Source organism: Sphingobacterium tenebrionis (assembly GCF_037126265.1).
Classification (GTDB): Bacteria; Bacteroidota; Bacteroidia; order Sphingobacteriales; family Sphingobacteriaceae; genus Sphingobacterium; species Sphingobacterium tenebrionis.
The window spans coordinates 17685-36961 of the sequence record NZ_JAYLLN010000020.1 but is presented as its reverse complement, the minus strand read 5'-3'; the positions used below and the strand labels follow the sequence as shown (position 1 = coordinate 36961).

The following is a 19277-nucleotide window of genomic DNA, read 5'->3' as shown; positions in this document are numbered from 1 at the left end:
TATTAATCACTATTCTTTTTTACAAAACAGAATTATTATTTATTCTTTTAAGTACATCTTGTAGTTTAAAATCGGGAGGAAGAGGCTTAAAAGATTTGTCATCTTTAGTACTGATATATAATTGGCGTTGGAATTCCCTTAGTTTTCCCAAATCAATTTTCCCGACCAAGATGGTATCATTTTCTCCTCCCTTTAGTTTCAAAATATCTTTGATTTCAGTTCTAGAAGGCTGTGTAATCCTAGAATCGCCAAATTGGCTGGTATTTACTTGAGCAAAATAGACATGAAGATCTCTTGAGATAGATTCTACAATGTTGGAGAAATAATTGGTATCTCGATTGTATTCAGAAGCAATCAGCAAATCAACTTTTCCCTTAAAAAGACTCCTATGCTTTACATCCGCCAGTTCAAAACAATAATATGGACTAAAGTAAATACCTTTCCAGATAAAAAGATCATATATGTATTGAGTCGGTTTAGGAACTTTAAAATGATTGGTATGAATCATTAACTTTTCACCATGAGTATAATGATTTTTCAATCGGTATACAACCACTGCATCTTTAATGCCATCCTTTACAAATGGAAGAATAGTTACAATGAAATTAAAAGAAACATTGTCTATCGTTACATGCTCCAAACCTGTTATCACCAGTTTCTGTTCATTGGCAGCATACCAAGTAATACGATCCAGTAATTCTATGGGAACAAAACACTCAGGGAATAAAAGAATATCTGCCTTTTCTTCTTTAGTTTGCTCGAAAATTTTATACAAAGTATCAAATCTTTTTCCCTCAAGATTTGGAATATTTCTTAACCCTTGAACCATATTAGATTCAGAAACTTTAGTATTTGCAATAGCTATTGTGGGCGAACTAATACACTCACTATCATTAACACTAATTTGTTGTTTTAGGACAAACGATGATTTGTTTTTCCCTTTGAATGGTCGTACTTTTCTTTGAAACAGTTTCTTTTTGTATTCTTCTTTATCTTCTACTTCATAACTTGACCAATGATATTTATTGGCTCGTAGATAATAATCATAAGCTTTATCTAAATAAATGGACGAGTGGTCTTTATCTTCAATTAACTCATTTATGTTTACAACTGTTTCTTGTTCCGTTGTTGTCTGTCCATTTTTAAAGGAACTTAAATTCTCGTAGAATACGGCAAGACAGCATTCCCAAAACTTTAATGCTCTCGGAGAGTGTTTTATTTTATTATCATTTATTCTGTACATCAGAAAGGGATTTTTAGGTTAGTATAATTTTGATAGTCTCTTTTTCTGACAGTTGTATAGGACAAAAGCGGCTGTGATACGTAGTGATGTCTTATTAGATTGGATTGTCTGTATCTTGTAATGAAATAAGACTCTTCATCTATCGGACTATATTTGGCTTGGTAAAAAGACAAATCATTCTTTAAGGCATTGAAAGAGAACTGATATGTCCTTTTCACTCTTTGAACTTCTGATAAAAATTGGGGGTGAAGTGATAATGCCAATTCATTAGCATTGTCCAGATGTTCTAATACATTGGCTTGATAGTTGTCATTTGAGATAGTCAATAGACTACCTTTGCAGTGTATTCTCTTAATTGCTTCACAACAATTTAAATAAAATTGAACATAAGCTTCAGGTCTCTTATTTACTAGCAGAAACACAAAAACCCGTTCCCATAATGTATAAAGATTAAGCGTATTTTCACCTTGAAAGAATTTGACTATTTTGCTTGCTTCATCTTCTGAAATTTTGTCGGCTCTGCGAAGTGAATTAAATATTCTTTTTGAGAGAAAAACAGATAAGCCAAATTTATCTTCTTTATAGTCTTTAAGCGTTCGGACTTTACCTTCAGTACCATCATATAGTAAGTGATATGCACTTTCTTCAAAATCTTCCATATTCTCTTCATCATTATAGTTTCTAAATTCGCTTGACTTTTCTTCAAGATCTCGTTTCAGCTTGTCTATTACCAAAGACGATTCATCCTTATCAAAATAGTAAAGTAATGTTTTGTCACTTTGACAATATAACCTGGGGAAACTATTTAGCTTGAACACCTTTTCCGTTTCTTTTTTAGAGTTATCTATGCCCAATATTGCGGGCTTATCAATCACCGAAATAATAGGGTGGAAATTCAATAAAACAAATTGCTCTATATCGGATAGATTGTTTTTAAAATCAGTTGTTGTAAGAACTTCGTCTTCTCCAAACAATAGTTGCTCTTTATTATCGTATCTCGGCTTTTCATTATTTACCCAATCTCGATATTGCTCAAAGTTGAAATTTAGTTTTGGGATTGAATCGTCTTCATATTTTTCTGGTAAAATCGGATTTGCTATTACCATTAGTATATCATCTACATATCTGCCATAATACAGAGGTCTTGCATGTTTCAATACTCTGCTATCAAAATCTTTCAGGTAATGATTAGCAAGGATGAAAGAAGATAGAAGCCCTATCGGTAATATATAGTGGGTTAATTCTTTTCGTTCGTTGGATACTTCATGAACAAAATCATAAGGTGTATTATGCTTCGATAGTTTTTGAGTGAAAATTTTATGTGTTTCCTCAAACACAAGATAGAGATTGCTTATTGATTGAAACATATTCTTTCTTCTACCATTAGCATATGGTGATTGTATAGTCTTTGGTTCTAATCTTACAGAATAGAAAAAATCCTTTATGTCCAAGTTGAGAATCAACACATCTTTATTACTATCTAAATGTTCACGTGCAACCTTTACTGATTCATCTCTCCATTTTTGATATTGTTTTGGATAGGGTTTAAATAATCCGGATCCCTGAACTACCTTGTCCTCTTCTTTATTAAGAATTAATCTGTTACCAAAACAATTATCAAATAATGTCCTATCAAGCGTTACTCCTTTCTTTAATATCCACAAAACAGAGATTAGGTGAATTTCTATTGGCGCATCTATGAATACTGTTGACCTTTCAATATTATACTCACTGTTAGTGCGTTTATTTGTAATAATTTGAGATGCTGATCTAGTGCCGATAATTTTTTTTGGAAGAAACTTTGTTTTTATTCGACCTAAAAAACGTTCAAAGAATTTGGGATTCTCATGAAAGGTATTCAGTGCCACTGTAAATATTCTTAGCTTCTTTTCATACAAAGCCATATCTTCATTATCCTCAATTTCAACATCGTATTCTTTTGCAAAGCCATTATACTCTCCTATGACTACAAACAAGTCTTCACTATCGGCAAGATTGGTTTCAAAAATTGCCAATTGCTTCCGCATAAATAAATTAGTTGAATCATAGTAGATGTATGTTTTTAACTTGATGTATGCTTCTAACACCTCTTCGTAAGTGTATTCCATGTTCTCTTATTTACTCGTTATTATTTTAAGATTAATATCTGCAAACTCCTTTATGTAGGTAGCAGTAACACCTAATAATGTTAAAATATCATCAGACGCCTTTGCCTTTGAGAGCCCTGGCTGGACAATCAGAATTTCATATTCTACAGGAATTTCGTTTTTTAATATTCCCAATAATTTTACTAAATCATTTCTATTGCCTTTTTCAAGTCGGGAACAGGATAGACCTTTCTTTGATTTAGTTTCCCGTCTAAGGAGGTGGTTGATAAATTCCTTACCAGATTTATGTTTCCAATGTACGGATTTTTGAGCTTGTCCGCAGACCTCATAAAAATTCTTGATCTGATTACTGACTATACCATCCAAAGCAAACTTTAAGTGATACAACTTAATTTCAATTTTCTCACTATGTGCTTTAATGACAATAACATCGGCAATTTCACCGGAATAATCATCATCGTAGATGATATCAAAATCTTCTTGCTTTAATTGTTCAATAACTTTGTACTGAATAGAATCAATCTTTTTAGGCTGTACACCTTGCGCTTCGTTTCTTAGATTCACACCATCCCAATTCCAAGTTATAAGTTGATCTTTAGGATAGATGCCTATCTGTTGTTTGAGTTCATAGTATTCATTTCCTGTAAGTGCAGAACCGTCCGCATACCAAACAGTGGGGATGAATTTTTCAAAGAATTCTGTACCACTGACTTTAATACGACCAAACTGAACTTCTACAGGTTCTTTTGATTGTTGAGTTATTTTAAAATCCGCAAACGACTCATCACCGTCTTTCTTCTCAAATAGTTCCAGCTTGAAAACAGCTTCTTGTGTTTCTGATTTAAGTGAAAATAACAATTCACCTCCTATAGATGGGTTTACCAAACATAATTCTATATTGGAGAGGTCGTATTTTATTCCGTCTATAATGAAGTTATATTTAGTTTCGACATCGAGGTAAATATCCGTATCCCAATCTATCCATACAGGAAATACTTTTGGAAGGTCTGTTCTGAGGGTTGGAATAAGTGTTTCCCTAAGAATTTGATTAGGGTCAATATTTTCATCCACTAATTTATCTCCTAATGCTATACACCAATTTTTAAACTGTTTTAAATCTCCCTGAAGTTTTGTCCATACTCTTCCTTTGTATGAAGCTCCTATATTAACTGGCTTACCAACTTCAAAACCTGTACCCATAACAAAGGCTTTTTCTCCTCTTTGTTTTTCGGCTAGGCTCAACGCTTCTCCAACATCACTTCCCACCATCATCCTAAAACGGATATTTTTGCCTAAAAACTGTCTTAATCCAACGTTTTGCAGCTTTACTCTTTTGATATTATAGAAAGTCTTAAAAACATCTATTCCTTTAACAAGCTCAGCATTATCGCCTATTATTGCTTGAGCCAATTCGGTGTAAAGGCTTCCATTGTCGGAGCTGTTTATGAACAGAAGATTATTTTTGGTTTCCCAATAAACTATAATTATGTCCCATTGTATATCATAAATTTCCCGTTTATCATGTACCCATTCTACATCAAGCCTTTTACCTATGACTATCACAAGCATATTATGCTCACGATTGACATCATGAAATTTAAATTCAAGATTATCATATCCGGAAATTCCTTTCTGAAAATCACCCGGATTCCAGGCATTAGTCTTATTCTTATAAACAACTGTGCTTAGCTTAGGTCTGATATTTTGAAAAGGAATGTTGGCATTATCTAGTTTCTTAAAACCACTCATGAAATCCTTAAATTCTACCTGTTCGTTCACTTGTCCCGAACTTGCATCTGAAAGAATTTCATTCCAATCTGCATCCGTAGCATACAAATCTGCTAATTCTGCTCTCACATCGAGATCAGCTATATTGGCAACGAAAGAGGCATCACCAAGTTCTTCATCATATTTAGTTCTTGTAAAACGACCTGCTAACTGTAATGTAATGGGAAGACTTTTTCTAATATCATGAAATGCTGCTATTTTCAATTCCGGCAAATCGAAACCTTCACCAAGCATATCAACACAAACAATTATTCTCGTTTGCTTTTGAAGTATCTTATCATAAGTTTCCTTAAAATTAGGCACTCCCGAATAAATTACAACCGGATTGAGATCTTTATGAACTTTGTATAATTTAAAAATTTCCTTTGCCCGCTCTTTAGTAGCACAACGAGCCATAAGAATGTGATTGTGAGGGTTTGGATTAGCTAAATCTGAACGTAAACGTTCAACAGCCACCTTTGCAATTTCTTGATCCGCTTTTTCTTTCTCATATTCACGGATAGAAATAAACTCTATCTTTTTATAATAACCTTGTTCCTGTGCTTTCTTTAAAGGGAAGTTGGAAATAATTTTTCCATCGAGTCTCTTTCCATCATTTCTAAATGGTGTCGCTGTAAATTGAATAACCTTTTCTTTATCGAATTTATTCCGGAACTCATTCCACGAAGACGCTTTCACATGATGAGCTTCATCAATAAATATATGGCTGAATGTTTTGGAGAAAAGTTCTTGAGTCTCATTATTTTGATTGGTAAGCCAACTCATTGTACTTACTACTACATTGCATCTCTCTAAAAATTCAGTAACCTCTTCAGTACTTTCAAATTTATTCTTAATAACTCCAACAATTGGATATAGAGACTTTTCGCCTACAACACCGAATTGTTTTAATAAACCTAAATTGAAAAACTTTCCGGCTATCTGGTTTCGTAAAGAATCAGAAGGCACCGTAACCAAAAGCTTTTCACACCTGTTAGCTACCAGCGTAGCCAACATAGTTTCTGTCTTACCGGTACCTGTAGGCATTACTACTGTTGCTGCATCTAACGGAAGTTTCAGATGTCCCATTATCATATGCAATGCAGCGATCTGAGGTTGTCTTAACCCTGGCTCGTTTTTATCTTCTTCCTTATATAGAAAATCATTTTTCCACGACTGTGCAATCTCATTAGATGAGTACTCTTTTAGAAGAGGGTGTTTCGCCCATCCCTTAATAACTATTTTACTTTCTTCAAACCGTTGTTTTCTAGGAAGCACATTAGTAAAAAGAGCATATTCAATTTCTTCGGGAATATATTCTTCTTTGGTAGTGAGACAGATTTTATTTCCATTGTTTTCTACCACTAAGTAAAAGCGATTTTCCTGCAATATATTAAGAGGTATTGATCGCTTTGAGGCTAATAGTTGTCTTATAATATTTTTGCTTCCAGTTTTTTGATAAAGAGTTGACTCAAGAGAGGGTAAAGTTATTTTCATATGTTACATCAAATTCGTTCTCAAGGTTATTATTAATGGTGATTGAATCACAATTTACTAAGTAACAAATTGCAATTCACACAAATATAACCAAATAAAAGCTCTCTCAATTACGGAGAACCGTAATTTGATACAAATTCAAAATCTAATTATTATGGAAAAGGAAATAGAGAAAATTCCTCTTGATGAAGCAATGGAAATGCTAAAAGAAGTAGGGGTAAATGTCAATCCAGAAGATGCTGAACTGATTATGGAGTTTTTATATAATCTTGTTGAAATAATCATTAGGGAATGTTTTTCGGAATATATGGATTAGGGTTTATATGCTTTTACCTTATCAACAATATCCTCCTTTATAAATTCCCAATATTTCCCTCTTAAACATATTGGGTCGAAATCATCATCCGAAAGCTTAAAATTGATGAGGTTATTCAGTATTAGTTCTTGATCGTGTGTGTAAGGACAACGTTCTAGATGCAGAGAAAGCATAGTAAAAAGGTTGCATTTCTATAGTAATTCATGCAAATCCCAGAAATCTTTCTTGCGACATATACGTTGTACTACATCTATTTTCATAGCAATGATTTCTTCGGTAGTAGCCATTCTGATTTCATCCGCAATCAAAGGAGGTTGTATAAAAGTATCCGTATAAAACACATCTAATTTTACCACATTGTCCTTATCTGTACCCACACTATAAGATTTACCCATAGCTGGATCAAGATTTGAAAAATGATGGTGGTTGGGAAATGTTTTCTCTATAAATTCATCAATATTTTTAAAATTAATAGAACCATATGGGCAGTCACTAAACAAATCTATATCTACAGACAAACGATGTCCTAATTGAAGACTTAATGCTGTACCGCCTACCAAACGAAAGGTTTCAAACACAGAGGATTCCATTAGAGTAATCAATGTATTTTTTAAAAGATCATTGACAATGGTATAGTACATCATGATTATTCTGTAGTTTTATTGAATCTGTATATAGTATACGGATCTCTGATATTGGACTCCTGTAAAGCTTGGTTTACTTTTTCAGTACCATAAAAGCGAATAATCTCCCTTTTGCCATTTTCGTTTCCACGCTCAAAAACGCGTTGAATAACAGCTCTGTACTGTCGTTCCCAATCAATCTGTTGAATATCTGTATCCCAAAACAATCCTTTACTAAGAATATGTAGATTAGGAGTACATTTGATTTCTTTTTCTTTGATTTTTTGGATATCATAATAGGCCTGCAATATCACTAAAGTACCTTCATCCAATCCAAGTTCTCTTTCAATCTTCATTGCTAATGCAGTGCTAATTCCTCTTTTACCTTTAGTAATAGCGTTAAATGTTTGGGGATGTTCCTCGAAAGACAAAGCAAAAGGACGTTGTTTGAAAGAACGTTTTTTTAATTCTCTATCAAGTACAATCCCTGGATGAATCCCTTTGTACTTCTCAAATTGCCTATTCATAATAGAAATATAAACATTTTTGCTTACATAAAATTGACAAAAAAAACATTGGAAGATTATTGCTTTGATGGAAAGGCTATAAATAAACAAAGCCCAACTATCGTCGGGCTTTGTTTCTTCAGCGGAGAGGGAGGGATTCGAACCCTCGATACAGTCATCCCGTATACAGACTTTCCAGGTCTGCTCATTCGACCACTCTGACACCTCTCCGTGTCAATCGTGGCGCAAATATATAAATTTATCCCATTAAAAACATATTAATCCAAAATAATTCGTTTTTCGTTTTGCTTTCCCTAAATTAGGGCTGAGCGAATATGAAGCGAATCCTATCAATCGACGGCGGTGGAATTCGGGGAATCATCCCCGGCATGGTATTGGTTTCCCTAGAGCAAAAGCTTAAGAAACAAAGCAATAACCCAGATGCCCACCTTTCTGAATATTTTGATTTCTTTGCAGGCACCAGCACCGGTGGAATCTTGGTCAGTATTCTCCTCTGCCCCCATCCCAATGATCCTACAAAACCACGGTTCTCTGCTCAAGAGGCACTGGACATTTACCTGGAACATGGCACAGAAATATTTACCACCAGCAGTTGGCGCAGATTCTTGAACCAATTTGGACTGCTAACGGAACTATACGATGAGCATGTGCTCGAAAAAGTATTGGAAAGCTATTTCGGAGATATGAAGCTCAGTCAGCTCATAAAACCCTGTATCATCACCGCCTACAACATCGAATTGCGGAAAAACCATATCTTCCGGCAACAGAAGGCGATTTCTCATGGCGAATCTCGTAATTTCTTATTGAAGGATGTTTGTCGTGCTACTTCCGCAGCACCAACCTATTTTTCGGTGGCAGAAATTTATTCATTGGCAGGCACGCGATATCCCTTGGTGGATGGTGGCGTATTTGCACATAGCCCAGCCATTTCAGCTCTTCTGGAAGTGCTCAAAACCTTTAAGACCTTCAAGATAGACGATGTACATATCCTCTCCCTCGGAACAGGGATTGCCAAGAATGCCTATAACTACGAGGATTTCAAAAAGAAAAAGGCCATATCCATCGGGCCGGCTTTGGTGGATATCATGACTTCCAGTTCTTCGGAAAGCAACGATTATTTCCTACATCAACTGTTCCGATCTGTACAGCAGAGTTCCAACTATATCCGCTTGGAGCCATCCAACCTCTCCTCTATCGAACCTTCCTTGGATGCGGCATCAAAAGGAAATATCCAGAAGATCGTTTCATTGGCCGATAAGATGATCAGTGACAACGAATACTTATTGGATGCCTTAGTGATCGACCTTATCCGCGAAAAAGAAAAAGGGAAAGAGAAAAAAGAATTAACCGTTTGGCAATACCTTAAGGATAAATTTTAATAATTTTACTATCTTAATAAAATTCCAAAAAGAACATTATTCCATGGCAAAAACAATTGCATTAATAGCCCATGACGGCAAAAAAGCAGAAATGGTCGGTTTTGTAAAAGACCATCAGGAAGAACTTTCAAAAGCCCACCTGGTAGCCACCGGAACTACCGGCTCCTACATCCAACAAACGGGTTTGGAGGTAGAACTTAAATTAAGCGGTCCGAAAGGTGGCGATGCCCAAATTGCAGCAATGGCCGCAGAAGGAAAAATCGATGGCATCATTTTTTTTAGGGATCCCCTGGGAAAACATGCACACGAACCCGATATTCAGATGTTGATGCGCATTTGTGACCTTTGGAATGTGCCTTTAGCAACCAATCTGGCAACAGGAACCCTGATCATTAAAGGATTACTGGAATAAATCCAGATGCATTTTCATGCATTAATGGTTATCAATTTCAACAACAGATTAAACATAGAAAGATTACATATTATAAATGGAAAACGATAAAGTGAATAAGGACGAAACTACTCTTGATAAGAATAAAGCAGAAGCGAACAAAACAGAAGATACCATTGGTTTAAACGAGGTTTTGGTGAGTATTGGCGAAGAAAATTACACCACCAACATCCAATATGGTGACCTTTCTTTGATTGCAGATGAGCCTTTGGAGCTCGGCGGACAGAACAAAGGGATGGCCCCATCCCAATTGTTGCTATCGTCCGTAGGAGCTTGTAAAGCCATCACCATGCGTATGTATGCCAACAGAAAGAAATGGAAAGTAAACCGTATCGATATCAAGATCAGCAGTGAGGTTCAGAAGAGTGAACAACAGCAAACCACCTTTATTCGCTGCAATATCTTTATAGATGGCGATCTGGATGAGGAACAAAAACGCAGGATCTACATGATCGGCGAAAAATGTCCGGTTCAGAAAATGCTGCAGAATCCAATTGTTGTAGAAAGTAATCTAATTGATACAAATAGTTAAGAAAATAAAAGAGGATTGTATATTTGCGGCCTAGATTAATTATTAATCATGCATACCATGAGTGAGCACACCTTTACGAGTCCCTTCCGTAATTTTACACGTGAGGAATGGAAAAGATTGAACGGTCAATTAAGTCATGCGATCCGCGAGGAAGACCTCAGCCAATTGCATGCCTTGAACGAACCCTTGACCATGCAGGAGATCGAAGAGGTGTATATTCCCTTGGCCCACTTATTGGAATTGCATATCAATAAATTCCAGGAGCTCCATGCGATAAGCAATGACTTCTTTAAAAGGAACCATCAAAAATTGCCTTTCATCATTGGGATTGCAGGATCTGTTGCGGTGGGTAAATCCACCACAGCAAGGGTGTTGAAAAAGGTTTTGGCCCTATTGCCGCATCGGCCAAAGGTGGAACTTGTGACAACAGATGGTTTCCTCTACCCGAACAAGGAACTTATCAAACGGGATATCCTAAACAGAAAAGGATTTCCGGAAAGCTATGATAGTAAGAAGATCATTCAGTTCCTGGCGGATATCAAGTCAGGAAAATCTTCGGTTTCTGTACCCTTATACTCCCATTTGGCGTATGATGTTCTGCCTAATGAAAAACTGGTGATTTCCCAACCAGATGTGTTGATCGTGGAAGGGATCAATGTTCTTCAGGTCAACTCTCGTAGAAATGGTGTCTTCGTATCGGATTTCTTTGATTATTCCATCTATGTGGATGCGGATGAGAAGAACATTGTGGATTGGTATATCGACCGTTTTGAATCCCTGAGAGCAACAGCATTCCAGAATGAAGCCTCTTATTTCCATAAATATGCAAACCTGAGTACGGAGGAAAGCATTGCCATGGCGAATAACATCTGGAATGAGATCAATCGCCCGAATCTACATCAGAATATACTTCCAACGCGTTATCGTGCTGATCTGATCCTTAAAAAAGGATCACACCATTTTGTGAAGAGGATCAAGGTCAGAAAGATCTAATTAGCTTTTTACTTATCAGCTTTGATTCTTTGTCCTTTTCGGCTTTTTATCAGGAAATGTAAATAGACTCAAATTTGAGGACCTCTTTCAGGATTTCATTTTCCAACTGTCGATGCATGCGGTTGCTATTGCTGATGGCATACAGATCAATCTTATACTTCACATAATCCTTACCGATTTCCGTAACTTTTAGTTCAATCGTGCCATTCTTAATCTTTAGGTTTGGGTGGGTGATCAAGCTCATTTTCAATGCTTCTTCCAATTCTTTGATATGGATGGATACGGATAAGGGCAGCTCAAACCTAACGGAAAACAGACTGGATTGGTGTGCGGAAAGGTTCATGAATGTCGAGGTGAACACCATATTGTTCGGAACCATCACAATATCATCCTCTTCGTCCTGTAATACCAGGTTGGCAAAGGTAATATCAATAATACGGCCCTTATGCTCTCCCACTCTAATTCTATCCCCTACGGAGAGCTGTTCTGAAAACATCACGATCAAACCTGAAATCATATTGGTGATGTAATCCCTGAAGATCACAGCTATCGCCATCGCCACAATGGTCATGCTGGTGATGAATTTCCCAGGATCGATTCCAAAGGCCAACATCAAACAGATGATTCCAAATACCACATTCAATATGGCGGTTAAGCGGTTAATTCCCAACACGAAGTTCCCACGAACAGGCCGATGGGAATGCCGGGTATTATATAGGAATATGATCAGAAACCTTAAGATGGATAAAATAACGCTGACGATTAAGAATGCTGATAGCCCATCGATAAATTGGACCAATCGTTTATCCAATTTCAGTTCCGACTGGAAATAGAAATAATATATGGTCACCAGACCCAATAAAAAGACTTTTAACAGAAAAGACCAGGGTATCCTTTGTTTATTTTCTTCCAAGCTTGCGTTCATGGTTTTGAAGATATTGTTTTTTTGGTTTCGGAGCAAAACAAGTTCATGGAATATACCGTTATATCCTTAATAATCAACCATTAAATTAAAAAACAATTCATTTAGGTTATGGATTCACTTAAATAACGTTTTATAATTCTTAAAAAACAAGTAACTTAGCAGTCGCTTTTTATAGCAGCAAACACGAAAATATGGAAACAACATTTGATTTTGAGAAGCCAATTGCAGATTTGCAAACCCAGATCGAAAAAGTAAAGCAGGTTGAAGAAAAGACCAAGGTGGATATGGGTGCAACTGTTCGTGAGTTGGAAGAAAAATTAGAACAAACAAAGGTTGACGTATATAGCAATATGACTGGATGGCAGAAAGTGCAGATGTCCAGACACGCAGACAGACCACAAACCTTCGATTATATTGACCTGATCTGTAATGATTTCGTAGAACTTCATGGAGACCGCACGGTAAAAGATGATAAAGCCATTGTTGGTGGTTTTGCGTCTATTGGTGATGAGTCGGTGATGATCATTGGCCATCAGAAAGGTAAAAATACCAAAGAACGTCAGTTCCGTAATTTCGGGATGGCAAATCCGGAAGGATACCGTAAAGCACTTCGCTTGATGAAGATGGCGGAGAAATTCAATAAGCCTGTTATTACCTTGATCGATACGATGGGTGCTTATCCTGGTTTGGAAGCGGAAGAACGCGGACAGGGTGAGGCGATTGCAAGAAATTTATTGGAGATGTCGGTATTGAAAGTGCCTATTATCTGTATCGTGATCGGTGAAGGTGCTTCAGGTGGTGCTTTGGGAATTGGTATTGGTGATAAGGTGTATATGTTGCAGAATACCTGGTATTCGGTGATTTCTCCAGAATCATGTTCTTCTATCCTTTGGAGAAGTTGGGACCATAAAGAAAGAGCAGCTGAAGCTTTAAAACTTACTGCAGAAGATATGTTGGGCAATGGATTGATCGATGGGATTATTCCAGAGCCATTGGGCGGAGCTCATCAGGATCCTGAGACTACAGCGTTGAATGTGAAGGACAGGATCTTGAAAGATTTAGCGATTTTAAAAGCAAAAGATACAGATACCCTAGTGCAGGAAAGAATTGATAAATTCAGCAATATGGGTGTGGTGAATGAATAAATAATCGTCATTGCGAGGCTTTATACCGTCATTGAGTGGAACTCTGTCGTCATTGCGAGGAATTCTTTCGTCATTGCGAGGAAACGAAGCAATCTTTGGACTATGTCATCCTGAGCAGCGTCGAAGGATCTGTTCGTGTACCAAATGTAGATGCTTCGACTTCGCTCAGCATGACAAGCGGGAAGATTGCTTCGTCGTACCTCCTCGCAATGACGGTAAAGACTCCTCGCAATGACGTAAAAACGCTGTTATCCCCCCTGCAGTCATTTCCCATACTGTTATCCCCCCTTCCTAAACGGAATGGGATCCTTCAAAACAAATCGAAAACTCATTTCCTTATCCAATCTCCTTACCAACAAATGAATAGGTTTTCCATCTTTTTCCTGAAACCTCCCCATCACCTCCTTCAACTTCATATCCCCTACCTTTTTACCATCAATCTTCAACAGCACATCATCCTTTAACAATCCAGCCAAATCCGCAGGCGAATCTTTTCTAATATTCGAAATCACATATATCGGCAATAGCCTAAACTCATATTTAAAACTCTGGGAAATATTAACCTTAAATCCAGGTTCGTTATTATCCGTACTACTGCTATTAATATTCGCCGGAACCCTTCGTTGCGTCCAAACCATGCCATCATGCTTAACCTCAATCCCACTCATATTAATAGGAAATGGCTTTCCAAATTTCCTGTTCGGCTTTAAATAAACATGAAGGTTCGAATAATCAAACACAACATGGAAATGCTGCAATACCTGATTCCCTACCGATCCCACCCTATTCTCCGCTAATTTTGCCGCATGCACCGCATTGGAATCTGGATAGGAAACAATGGGTTGATCAATATGGAATCCAGCGAAATCAAACCCTTCGATCCGATTCCTCATTCCGAATATTTCGCCATTGAAACCCCGACCTATATAATCATAAATATGCGGTTCTTTGATCTTTAAATCAGGTATAAGAAAAGGAAAGATCAGCATTCCATCCGAATTCCCCATATCGATCAGCATCTTGGCATCATTTAATTGCCTATCCCCTAAGTTTACATCTGCCATGGCGTAAGGCCTACTTCTTTCCAAGCTAATGTCAATTTTTTTATACCCTTTGGTCTCTTTACTGATATCGGAAAAGAAATCAAAAAGGTAAATTTTCGATTTTTGATAATCTAATTTCACCTGGAAGCTCTCAAAGAATTTACTTCCTAAAATTCCATGCACAGGAAGTCCAACATGACTCGACACATCCAATTCACTGGAATTGATGACATAGATGTCATGTCCAAAGTCTGCCGCTACATCTCCAATGATCAATTCATTGTTCAGTGCCATTATCCCTTCTACGCCATCTTCAATCCCAATTCCACTGAATTTCATTTTATGCACATTTTCCAAGGGAATACTATCCTTTTCAGAAACGAAAAGCATGGTTTCCTTTACTCCGGTGTCCAAAAGAAAGGAAAGGCTAACCCCGTTTAGGGTTACTGGAATGATAACCAGGTTACTGGAAAGATCAAATTTGAAGGAATTCTTTTTCGGAGAAATTAAATGAAAAGATTCTTGCGCCTGCGCAAATACACTCATCATCCCGAACAACATCATGACCAATATTCTCATCAAAAAAGGTTTATATCCCTAATGTAATTAAAAAATTAATCGAATTATAGCGATAATAGTAATAATTAAAAAACATTCGTTAAATTTGTTGTAGCAGAGTTGAACTTTCCAACGTTCAATTAACTTAACCAACCAAAAAAATGAGAAGGATATACACATATCTCAGTCTGTTAATCGGAATTACCTTACTTTTTACTGCTTGTGAGAAGTCTGAGCTTCATTCTGAGTTGGAAAACAGCGAAATCCTTTGGTCTCAATTCAAAATCAACAATAAGAATAGCTATCAATACACCCATACCACCCTCTCTTGGACAGGATGGCGAACTTCCACAACCATCGAGGTTAATGATGGTAAGATCACCAAAAGGGAATTTAATGGCTACATGATAAGTTATTACAATAACGTTCCGGATACCACCAAAAAGATAGAAATCATTGAGCTGAATGAAGATGTAAATAAACATCCCGAACTGATGAAGGACAAGACCCTGGATGAAATTTACCAGTTGGCAAGATCGCATGCAGATAACCAACAGTTAAACGGTAGATTCGTTTTCGAATCCAAGAACAACGGCCTGATTTCAAGATCTGGAATTTTTGATGACGATTGTGTAGATGATTGTTTTGATGGGATTAACATTACAGAAATCAAACCCTTAAATCCATAAGCCTAAGATCACCTCTTCAAAATATACGAATTAAAAAACCCGACCTAATGATTTTAGGTCGGGTTTCTTTTTACAGGTCCCTACATTAACGTATAGGTCCTTTTATTTTTTTCCTGCTATTATAATGCAGCCAACGCAGCATTTAATGTTTCGGAAGGACGCATTGCTTTTCCAGCTAGATCATCATTCGGGAAATAATAACCCTCGATATTTTCTGCTTTTCCTTGAGCTGCGATCAATTCTTCATTGATCTTATTTTCTTGCTCTGTCAAAGATTTAGCAAGTCCTTCAAATTTAGCGGCCAATTCTGCATCTTCTTTTTGAGCAGCTAGCGCTTCAGCCCAATAAGTAGCCAAATAGTAATGAGAACCACGGTTATCGATTTCACCAACCTTACGTGCTGGAGATTTATCATTTGCCAAGAACTTCGCATTCGCTTCGTCCAATGCATCCGCTAAAACCTGCGCTTTAGGGTTGTTCTGGGTTTGAGCTAAATGCTCCAAAGAAGCTTGTAGTGCTAGGAACTCACCTAGAGAATCCCAACGTAAATAGCCTTCTTCCAAAAACTGCTCCACGTGTTTAGGGGCAGAACCTCCAGCTCCAGTTTCAAATAGACCACCGCCATTCATCAATGGAACGATAGATAACATTTTTGCTGAAGTACCTAATTCTAAAATCGGGAATAAGTCAGTTAGGTAATCGCGTAAAACATTACCTGTTACTGAAATAGTATCCTCTCCTTTACGGATTCTATCAATAGAGAATTTAGTAGCTTCAATTGGAGATAGAATACGGATATCTAATCCTTCTGTATCGTAGTTTGGCAAATATGCTTTTACTTTTTTGATGATCTCTCTATCATGCGCACGGTTTTCATCTAACCAGAACACTGCAGGCGTATTGGATAGACGAGCACGGTTTACCGCCAATTTTACCCAATCCTGGATTGGCGCATCCTTCGTTTGACACATACGGAAGATATCTCCCTCTTCTACGGATTGCTCCATCAATACATTTCCTGAACCATCAACTACACGAATAACACCGCTACCTGTTGCTTGGAACGTTTTATCATGGGATCCATATTCTTCTGCTTTTTGAGCCATTAATCCAACGTTAGGAACAGATCCCATTGTTTTTGGATCGTAGGCACCATTTACTTTACAGTCCTCAATAACCGCTTCGTAAATACCCGCATAAGAACGATCTGGAATAATCGCTAAAGTATCACGTTCAGCACCGGCCTTATCCCACATCTTACCTCCAATACGAATCATAGCTGGCATAGATGCATCAACGATTACGTCTGAAGGGACATGTAGGTTGGTAATGCCTTTATCTGAATTTACCATAGCCAGGTCTGGTCCATTGGCAATAGCAGCATCAATAGCAGCTTTTACCTCAGCTTCTTTTTCGTGACCAGCAATCTTAGCATAAACCTCGCCTAGACCGTTGTTTTTGTTGATGCCTAATTCTTTGAATAATTCGCCGTATTTAGCGAAAACATCTTTAAAATATACTTCTACAATAGCTCCAAAAATGATAGGATCAGAAACCTTCATCATGGTTGCTTTTAGGTGTGCAGATAACAAAACGCCAGAAGCTTTTGCTTCTTCGATCGCTTGCGCAACAAAATCTTTCAGTTTTGCAATATGCAATACAGAAGAATCAATTACTTCGCCTGCTTTCAGGTTTCCTAAACCTTTTAATTCTTGAACTGCCCCATCAGCTGCAACAAATTCGATTTTAAATTGAGAATCCTTTTCAACGGTTACTGATTTTTCAGAACTGTAGAAATCACCATCCTGCATAGATGCTACCTTGGTTTTACTATCTGATGCCCAAGCGCCCATACGATGTGGGTTTGCTTTTGCATAATTCTTAACCGCTTTAGGTGCTCTACGATCAGAGTTACCTTCTCTTAATACCGGATTTACGGCAGACCCTAAAACCTTAGCATATGAAGCTTTGATTTTCTCTTCTTCTGCATTTGCAGGAGCGTCTGGATAATTAGGAATGGCATAACCCGCTTTTTGCAATTCAGCAATAGCAGCTTTCAACTGAGGGATAGATGCAGAGATGTTAGGCAATTTGATGATGTTTGCATCAGGCGTAGTGGCCAATTGACCAAGTTCAGCCAATGCATCAGCAGTTTTCTGTTCTGCTGTTAAATATTCATTAAAATTAGCTAGGATACGTCCTGCTAAAGAAATATCTCTTAATTCAACTTCAATATTTGCGGTTTTCGCAAATGCTTGTACAATAGGTAGAAATGAATAAGTTGCCAATAAAGGCGCTTCATCTGTTTTTGTGTAAATGATTTTAGATGACATAATTTTCTATTGAAATGATATTGTTTTGCAATTTAATTTGAGAAACCATGCAATTAAATGCCTGTTTTTTTAAAATTCGCCTAAAGATAAGAAAATGAAACTTAAATAGCCATAAAAGGATAAATAATGACAGCAATTCAAAAATCATTGTCAATATTGAATATATTTTAATTTTTTAAATGGTTTTTAAGGTAAATTTAAGATAGGATTTCCTTGGGTTCCAGGATAGTGATATCATCCTCTGAATTATCAAAAGATCTATCTACAATTACTTTAGCTAGGTCGACGGTAGATATTGGTTTATAATTCTTTAGAATTCCTAAGGCATTGAAAACCTTAATGACTTTTAAAGCTATTTTTTCGCCTCTCCGATCAGTTTTAGGCCGATCAATCAATCCTGAACGTAGAATGATCAATTTGGGGAAATCCAATTGTTTGATCTTTTCTTCGAGCATACCTTTCATCCGGCTATAGAAGAATTTTGATTTTGGACTTGCTTGGGCAGAAGACAGCAACACAAACGTGAAAACATGGTTCATTCTTGCCAGTTGGGCAAATTTTAATTGGTATTCATAATCCACTCGCCACTGTTTTTTCTTACTCCCTGCCTGCTTGAGTGTTGTTCCTAATGTAGAAAAGGCTACATCAGCATCTATGAAAGCAGCATATTGCTCTAGATGGTCAAAATCGACTATCACTTCTTTGAGCTTGGGATCGGGCATAAAGAATGGTTTTCTAACCAAGGCAACGACCGATTCTACTCGATAATCTGCCAAGAGCTGAAGTACCAATTCCCTACCGGTTGCACCGGATCCCCCAATTACCACTGCTTTCATAGATAGATGTTGCTGGATGATACTAAAGACTAAAACAGTACGTCACGGATATTTACATCCCGATCAAAAGAAGCCTTTGCAAAAGGACATAAAGGCATGATTTTCACATTGTTTTCCCTTGCGTATTCAACTGCTTTGTTAAGCAATAAATGGCCAATGCCTTTGCCTTTCTCTTCTTCATCCACTTCTGTATGATCGATAATGATCTTTCCAGGACCAGCCTGGGAATAGGTCATCTCTCCGATTTGCTTTCCGTCTTCTTCCGCAATAAAACCTCCTTTATTGCCATTCTCAACATGTTTAATTAGCATA

The 19277-nt window shown here is 37.1% G+C and carries 17 protein-coding genes and 1 tRNA gene; 7 read left to right on the top strand and 11 right to left on the bottom strand.

All coding sequences use genetic code 11. The features are described from left to right. Window positions 1-19: 19 nt before the first annotated feature. Genes VJ786_RS09425 through VJ786_RS09415 form a run of 3 tightly spaced genes read right to left on the bottom strand, consistent with a single transcriptional unit; the run spans window position 20 to window position 6615 of the window. Window positions 20-1243, bottom strand: a complete 1224-nt coding sequence (locus VJ786_RS09425; RefSeq protein ID WP_134776520.1) for a carbon-nitrogen hydrolase family protein — start codon at window positions 1241-1243, stop codon at window positions 20-22. Further along, on the bottom strand, window positions 1243-3351 hold the full coding sequence (locus VJ786_RS09420; protein WP_134776521.1) for an RNA-dependent RNA polymerase family protein: 2109 nt from the start codon (window positions 3349-3351) through the stop codon (window positions 1243-1245). Before VJ786_RS09420 ends, VJ786_RS09425 begins: the two co-directional genes overlap by 1 nt. 6 nt (window positions 3352-3357) lie before the next feature. Continuing rightward, window positions 3358-6615: a DEAD/DEAH box helicase gene (locus VJ786_RS09415; protein ID WP_134776522.1), complete on the bottom strand. Its 3258-nt coding sequence runs from the start codon at window positions 6613-6615 to the stop codon at window positions 3358-3360. A 154-nt stretch (window positions 6616-6769) separates the two neighbouring features. Between VJ786_RS09415 and VJ786_RS09410 the strand changes: the two genes are divergently transcribed. Further along, window positions 6770-6931 (top strand): hypothetical protein, encoded by a 162-nt coding sequence (locus VJ786_RS09410; protein ID WP_167554202.1) that lies wholly within the window; start codon window positions 6770-6772, stop codon window positions 6929-6931. Between the two features lie 191 nt (window positions 6932-7122). On the opposite strand, the gene VJ786_RS09405 is transcribed toward VJ786_RS09410, so the two are convergent. The 3 genes from VJ786_RS09405 to VJ786_RS09395 form a co-directional block, all read right to left on the bottom strand. Then, entirely contained in the window at window positions 7123-7575 is a 453-nt protein-coding gene (locus tag VJ786_RS09405; protein WP_245153282.1) for a nucleotidyl transferase AbiEii/AbiGii toxin family protein, read from the bottom strand. A gap of 2 nt (window positions 7576-7577) precedes the next feature. After that, window positions 7578-8081 (bottom strand): helix-turn-helix transcriptional regulator, encoded by a 504-nt coding sequence (locus VJ786_RS09400; RefSeq protein WP_134776524.1) that lies wholly within the window; start codon window positions 8079-8081, stop codon window positions 7578-7580. Window positions 8082-8203: 122 nt separating this feature from the next. Further along, window positions 8204-8291: transfer RNA gene (locus tag VJ786_RS09395), tRNA-Ser, on the bottom strand. Between the two features lie 104 nt (window positions 8292-8395). Here VJ786_RS09395 and VJ786_RS09390 point away from each other — a divergent pair. The 4 genes from VJ786_RS09390 to coaA all read left to right on the top strand — a co-directional run bounded on the left by VJ786_RS09390 (window position 8396) and on the right by coaA (window position 11436). Then, the gene (locus VJ786_RS09390) at window positions 8396-9460 is read left to right on the top strand and encodes a patatin-like phospholipase family protein (RefSeq protein WP_134776525.1); all 1065 of its coding nucleotides are present in this window, start codon (window positions 8396-8398) and stop codon (window positions 9458-9460) included. Between the two features lie 43 nt (window positions 9461-9503). Then, window positions 9504-9872, top strand: a complete 369-nt coding sequence (locus VJ786_RS09385; RefSeq protein WP_099367531.1) for a methylglyoxal synthase — start codon at window positions 9504-9506, stop codon at window positions 9870-9872. Window positions 9873-9948: 76 nt separating this feature from the next. Further along, a complete protein-coding gene (locus VJ786_RS09380) occupies window positions 9949-10443 on the top strand; it encodes an OsmC family protein (protein ID WP_099367530.1) in 495 nt (164 codons plus the stop codon). 57 nt (window positions 10444-10500) lie between these two features. Then, window positions 10501-11436, top strand: a complete 936-nt coding sequence (gene coaA / locus VJ786_RS09375; RefSeq protein ID WP_134776526.1) for a type I pantothenate kinase — start codon at window positions 10501-10503, stop codon at window positions 11434-11436. Window positions 11437-11485: 49 nt separating this feature from the next. On the opposite strand, the gene VJ786_RS09370 is transcribed toward coaA, so the two are convergent. Further along, window positions 11486-12361, bottom strand: a complete 876-nt coding sequence (locus VJ786_RS09370; RefSeq protein WP_209023102.1) for a mechanosensitive ion channel family protein — start codon at window positions 12359-12361, stop codon at window positions 11486-11488. A gap of 191 nt (window positions 12362-12552) precedes the next feature. Here VJ786_RS09370 and VJ786_RS09365 point away from each other — a divergent pair, with 191 nt between their 5' ends. After that, the gene (locus tag VJ786_RS09365) at window positions 12553-13506 is read left to right on the top strand and encodes an acetyl-CoA carboxylase carboxyltransferase subunit alpha (RefSeq protein WP_134776527.1); all 954 of its coding nucleotides are present in this window, start codon (window positions 12553-12555) and stop codon (window positions 13504-13506) included. A 278-nt stretch (window positions 13507-13784) separates the two neighbouring features. Here the strand turns inward: VJ786_RS09365 and VJ786_RS09360 are convergent, their stop codons facing one another. Continuing rightward, the gene (locus VJ786_RS09360; protein ID WP_134776528.1) at window positions 13785-15128 is read right to left on the bottom strand and encodes a PDZ domain-containing protein; all 1344 of its coding nucleotides are present in this window, start codon (window positions 15126-15128) and stop codon (window positions 13785-13787) included. Window positions 15129-15268: 140 nt separating this feature from the next. Here VJ786_RS09360 and VJ786_RS09355 point away from each other — a divergent pair, with 140 nt between their 5' ends. Next, window positions 15269-15796, top strand: coding sequence for a hypothetical protein (locus VJ786_RS09355; protein ID WP_134776529.1), 528 nt, complete (start codon window positions 15269-15271; stop codon window positions 15794-15796). A gap of 119 nt (window positions 15797-15915) precedes the next feature. Here VJ786_RS09355 and VJ786_RS09350 read toward each other — a convergent pair whose 3' ends face one another. From VJ786_RS09350 to VJ786_RS09340, 3 genes are all read right to left on the bottom strand, one after another. Then, complete coding sequence (locus tag VJ786_RS09350; protein WP_134776530.1) at window positions 15916-18129, bottom strand: NADP-dependent isocitrate dehydrogenase; 2214 nt, start codon at window positions 18127-18129, stop codon at window positions 15916-15918. 197 nt (window positions 18130-18326) lie between these two features. After that, complete coding sequence (locus VJ786_RS09345) at window positions 18327-18965, bottom strand: NAD(P)H-binding protein (protein ID WP_134776531.1); 639 nt, start codon at window positions 18963-18965, stop codon at window positions 18327-18329. A 29-nt stretch (window positions 18966-18994) separates the two neighbouring features. Beyond that, on the bottom strand, window positions 18995-19276 hold the full coding sequence (locus VJ786_RS09340) for a GNAT family N-acetyltransferase (protein ID WP_099367524.1): 282 nt from the start codon (window positions 19274-19276) through the stop codon (window positions 18995-18997). Window position 19277 lies beyond the last annotated feature (1 nt).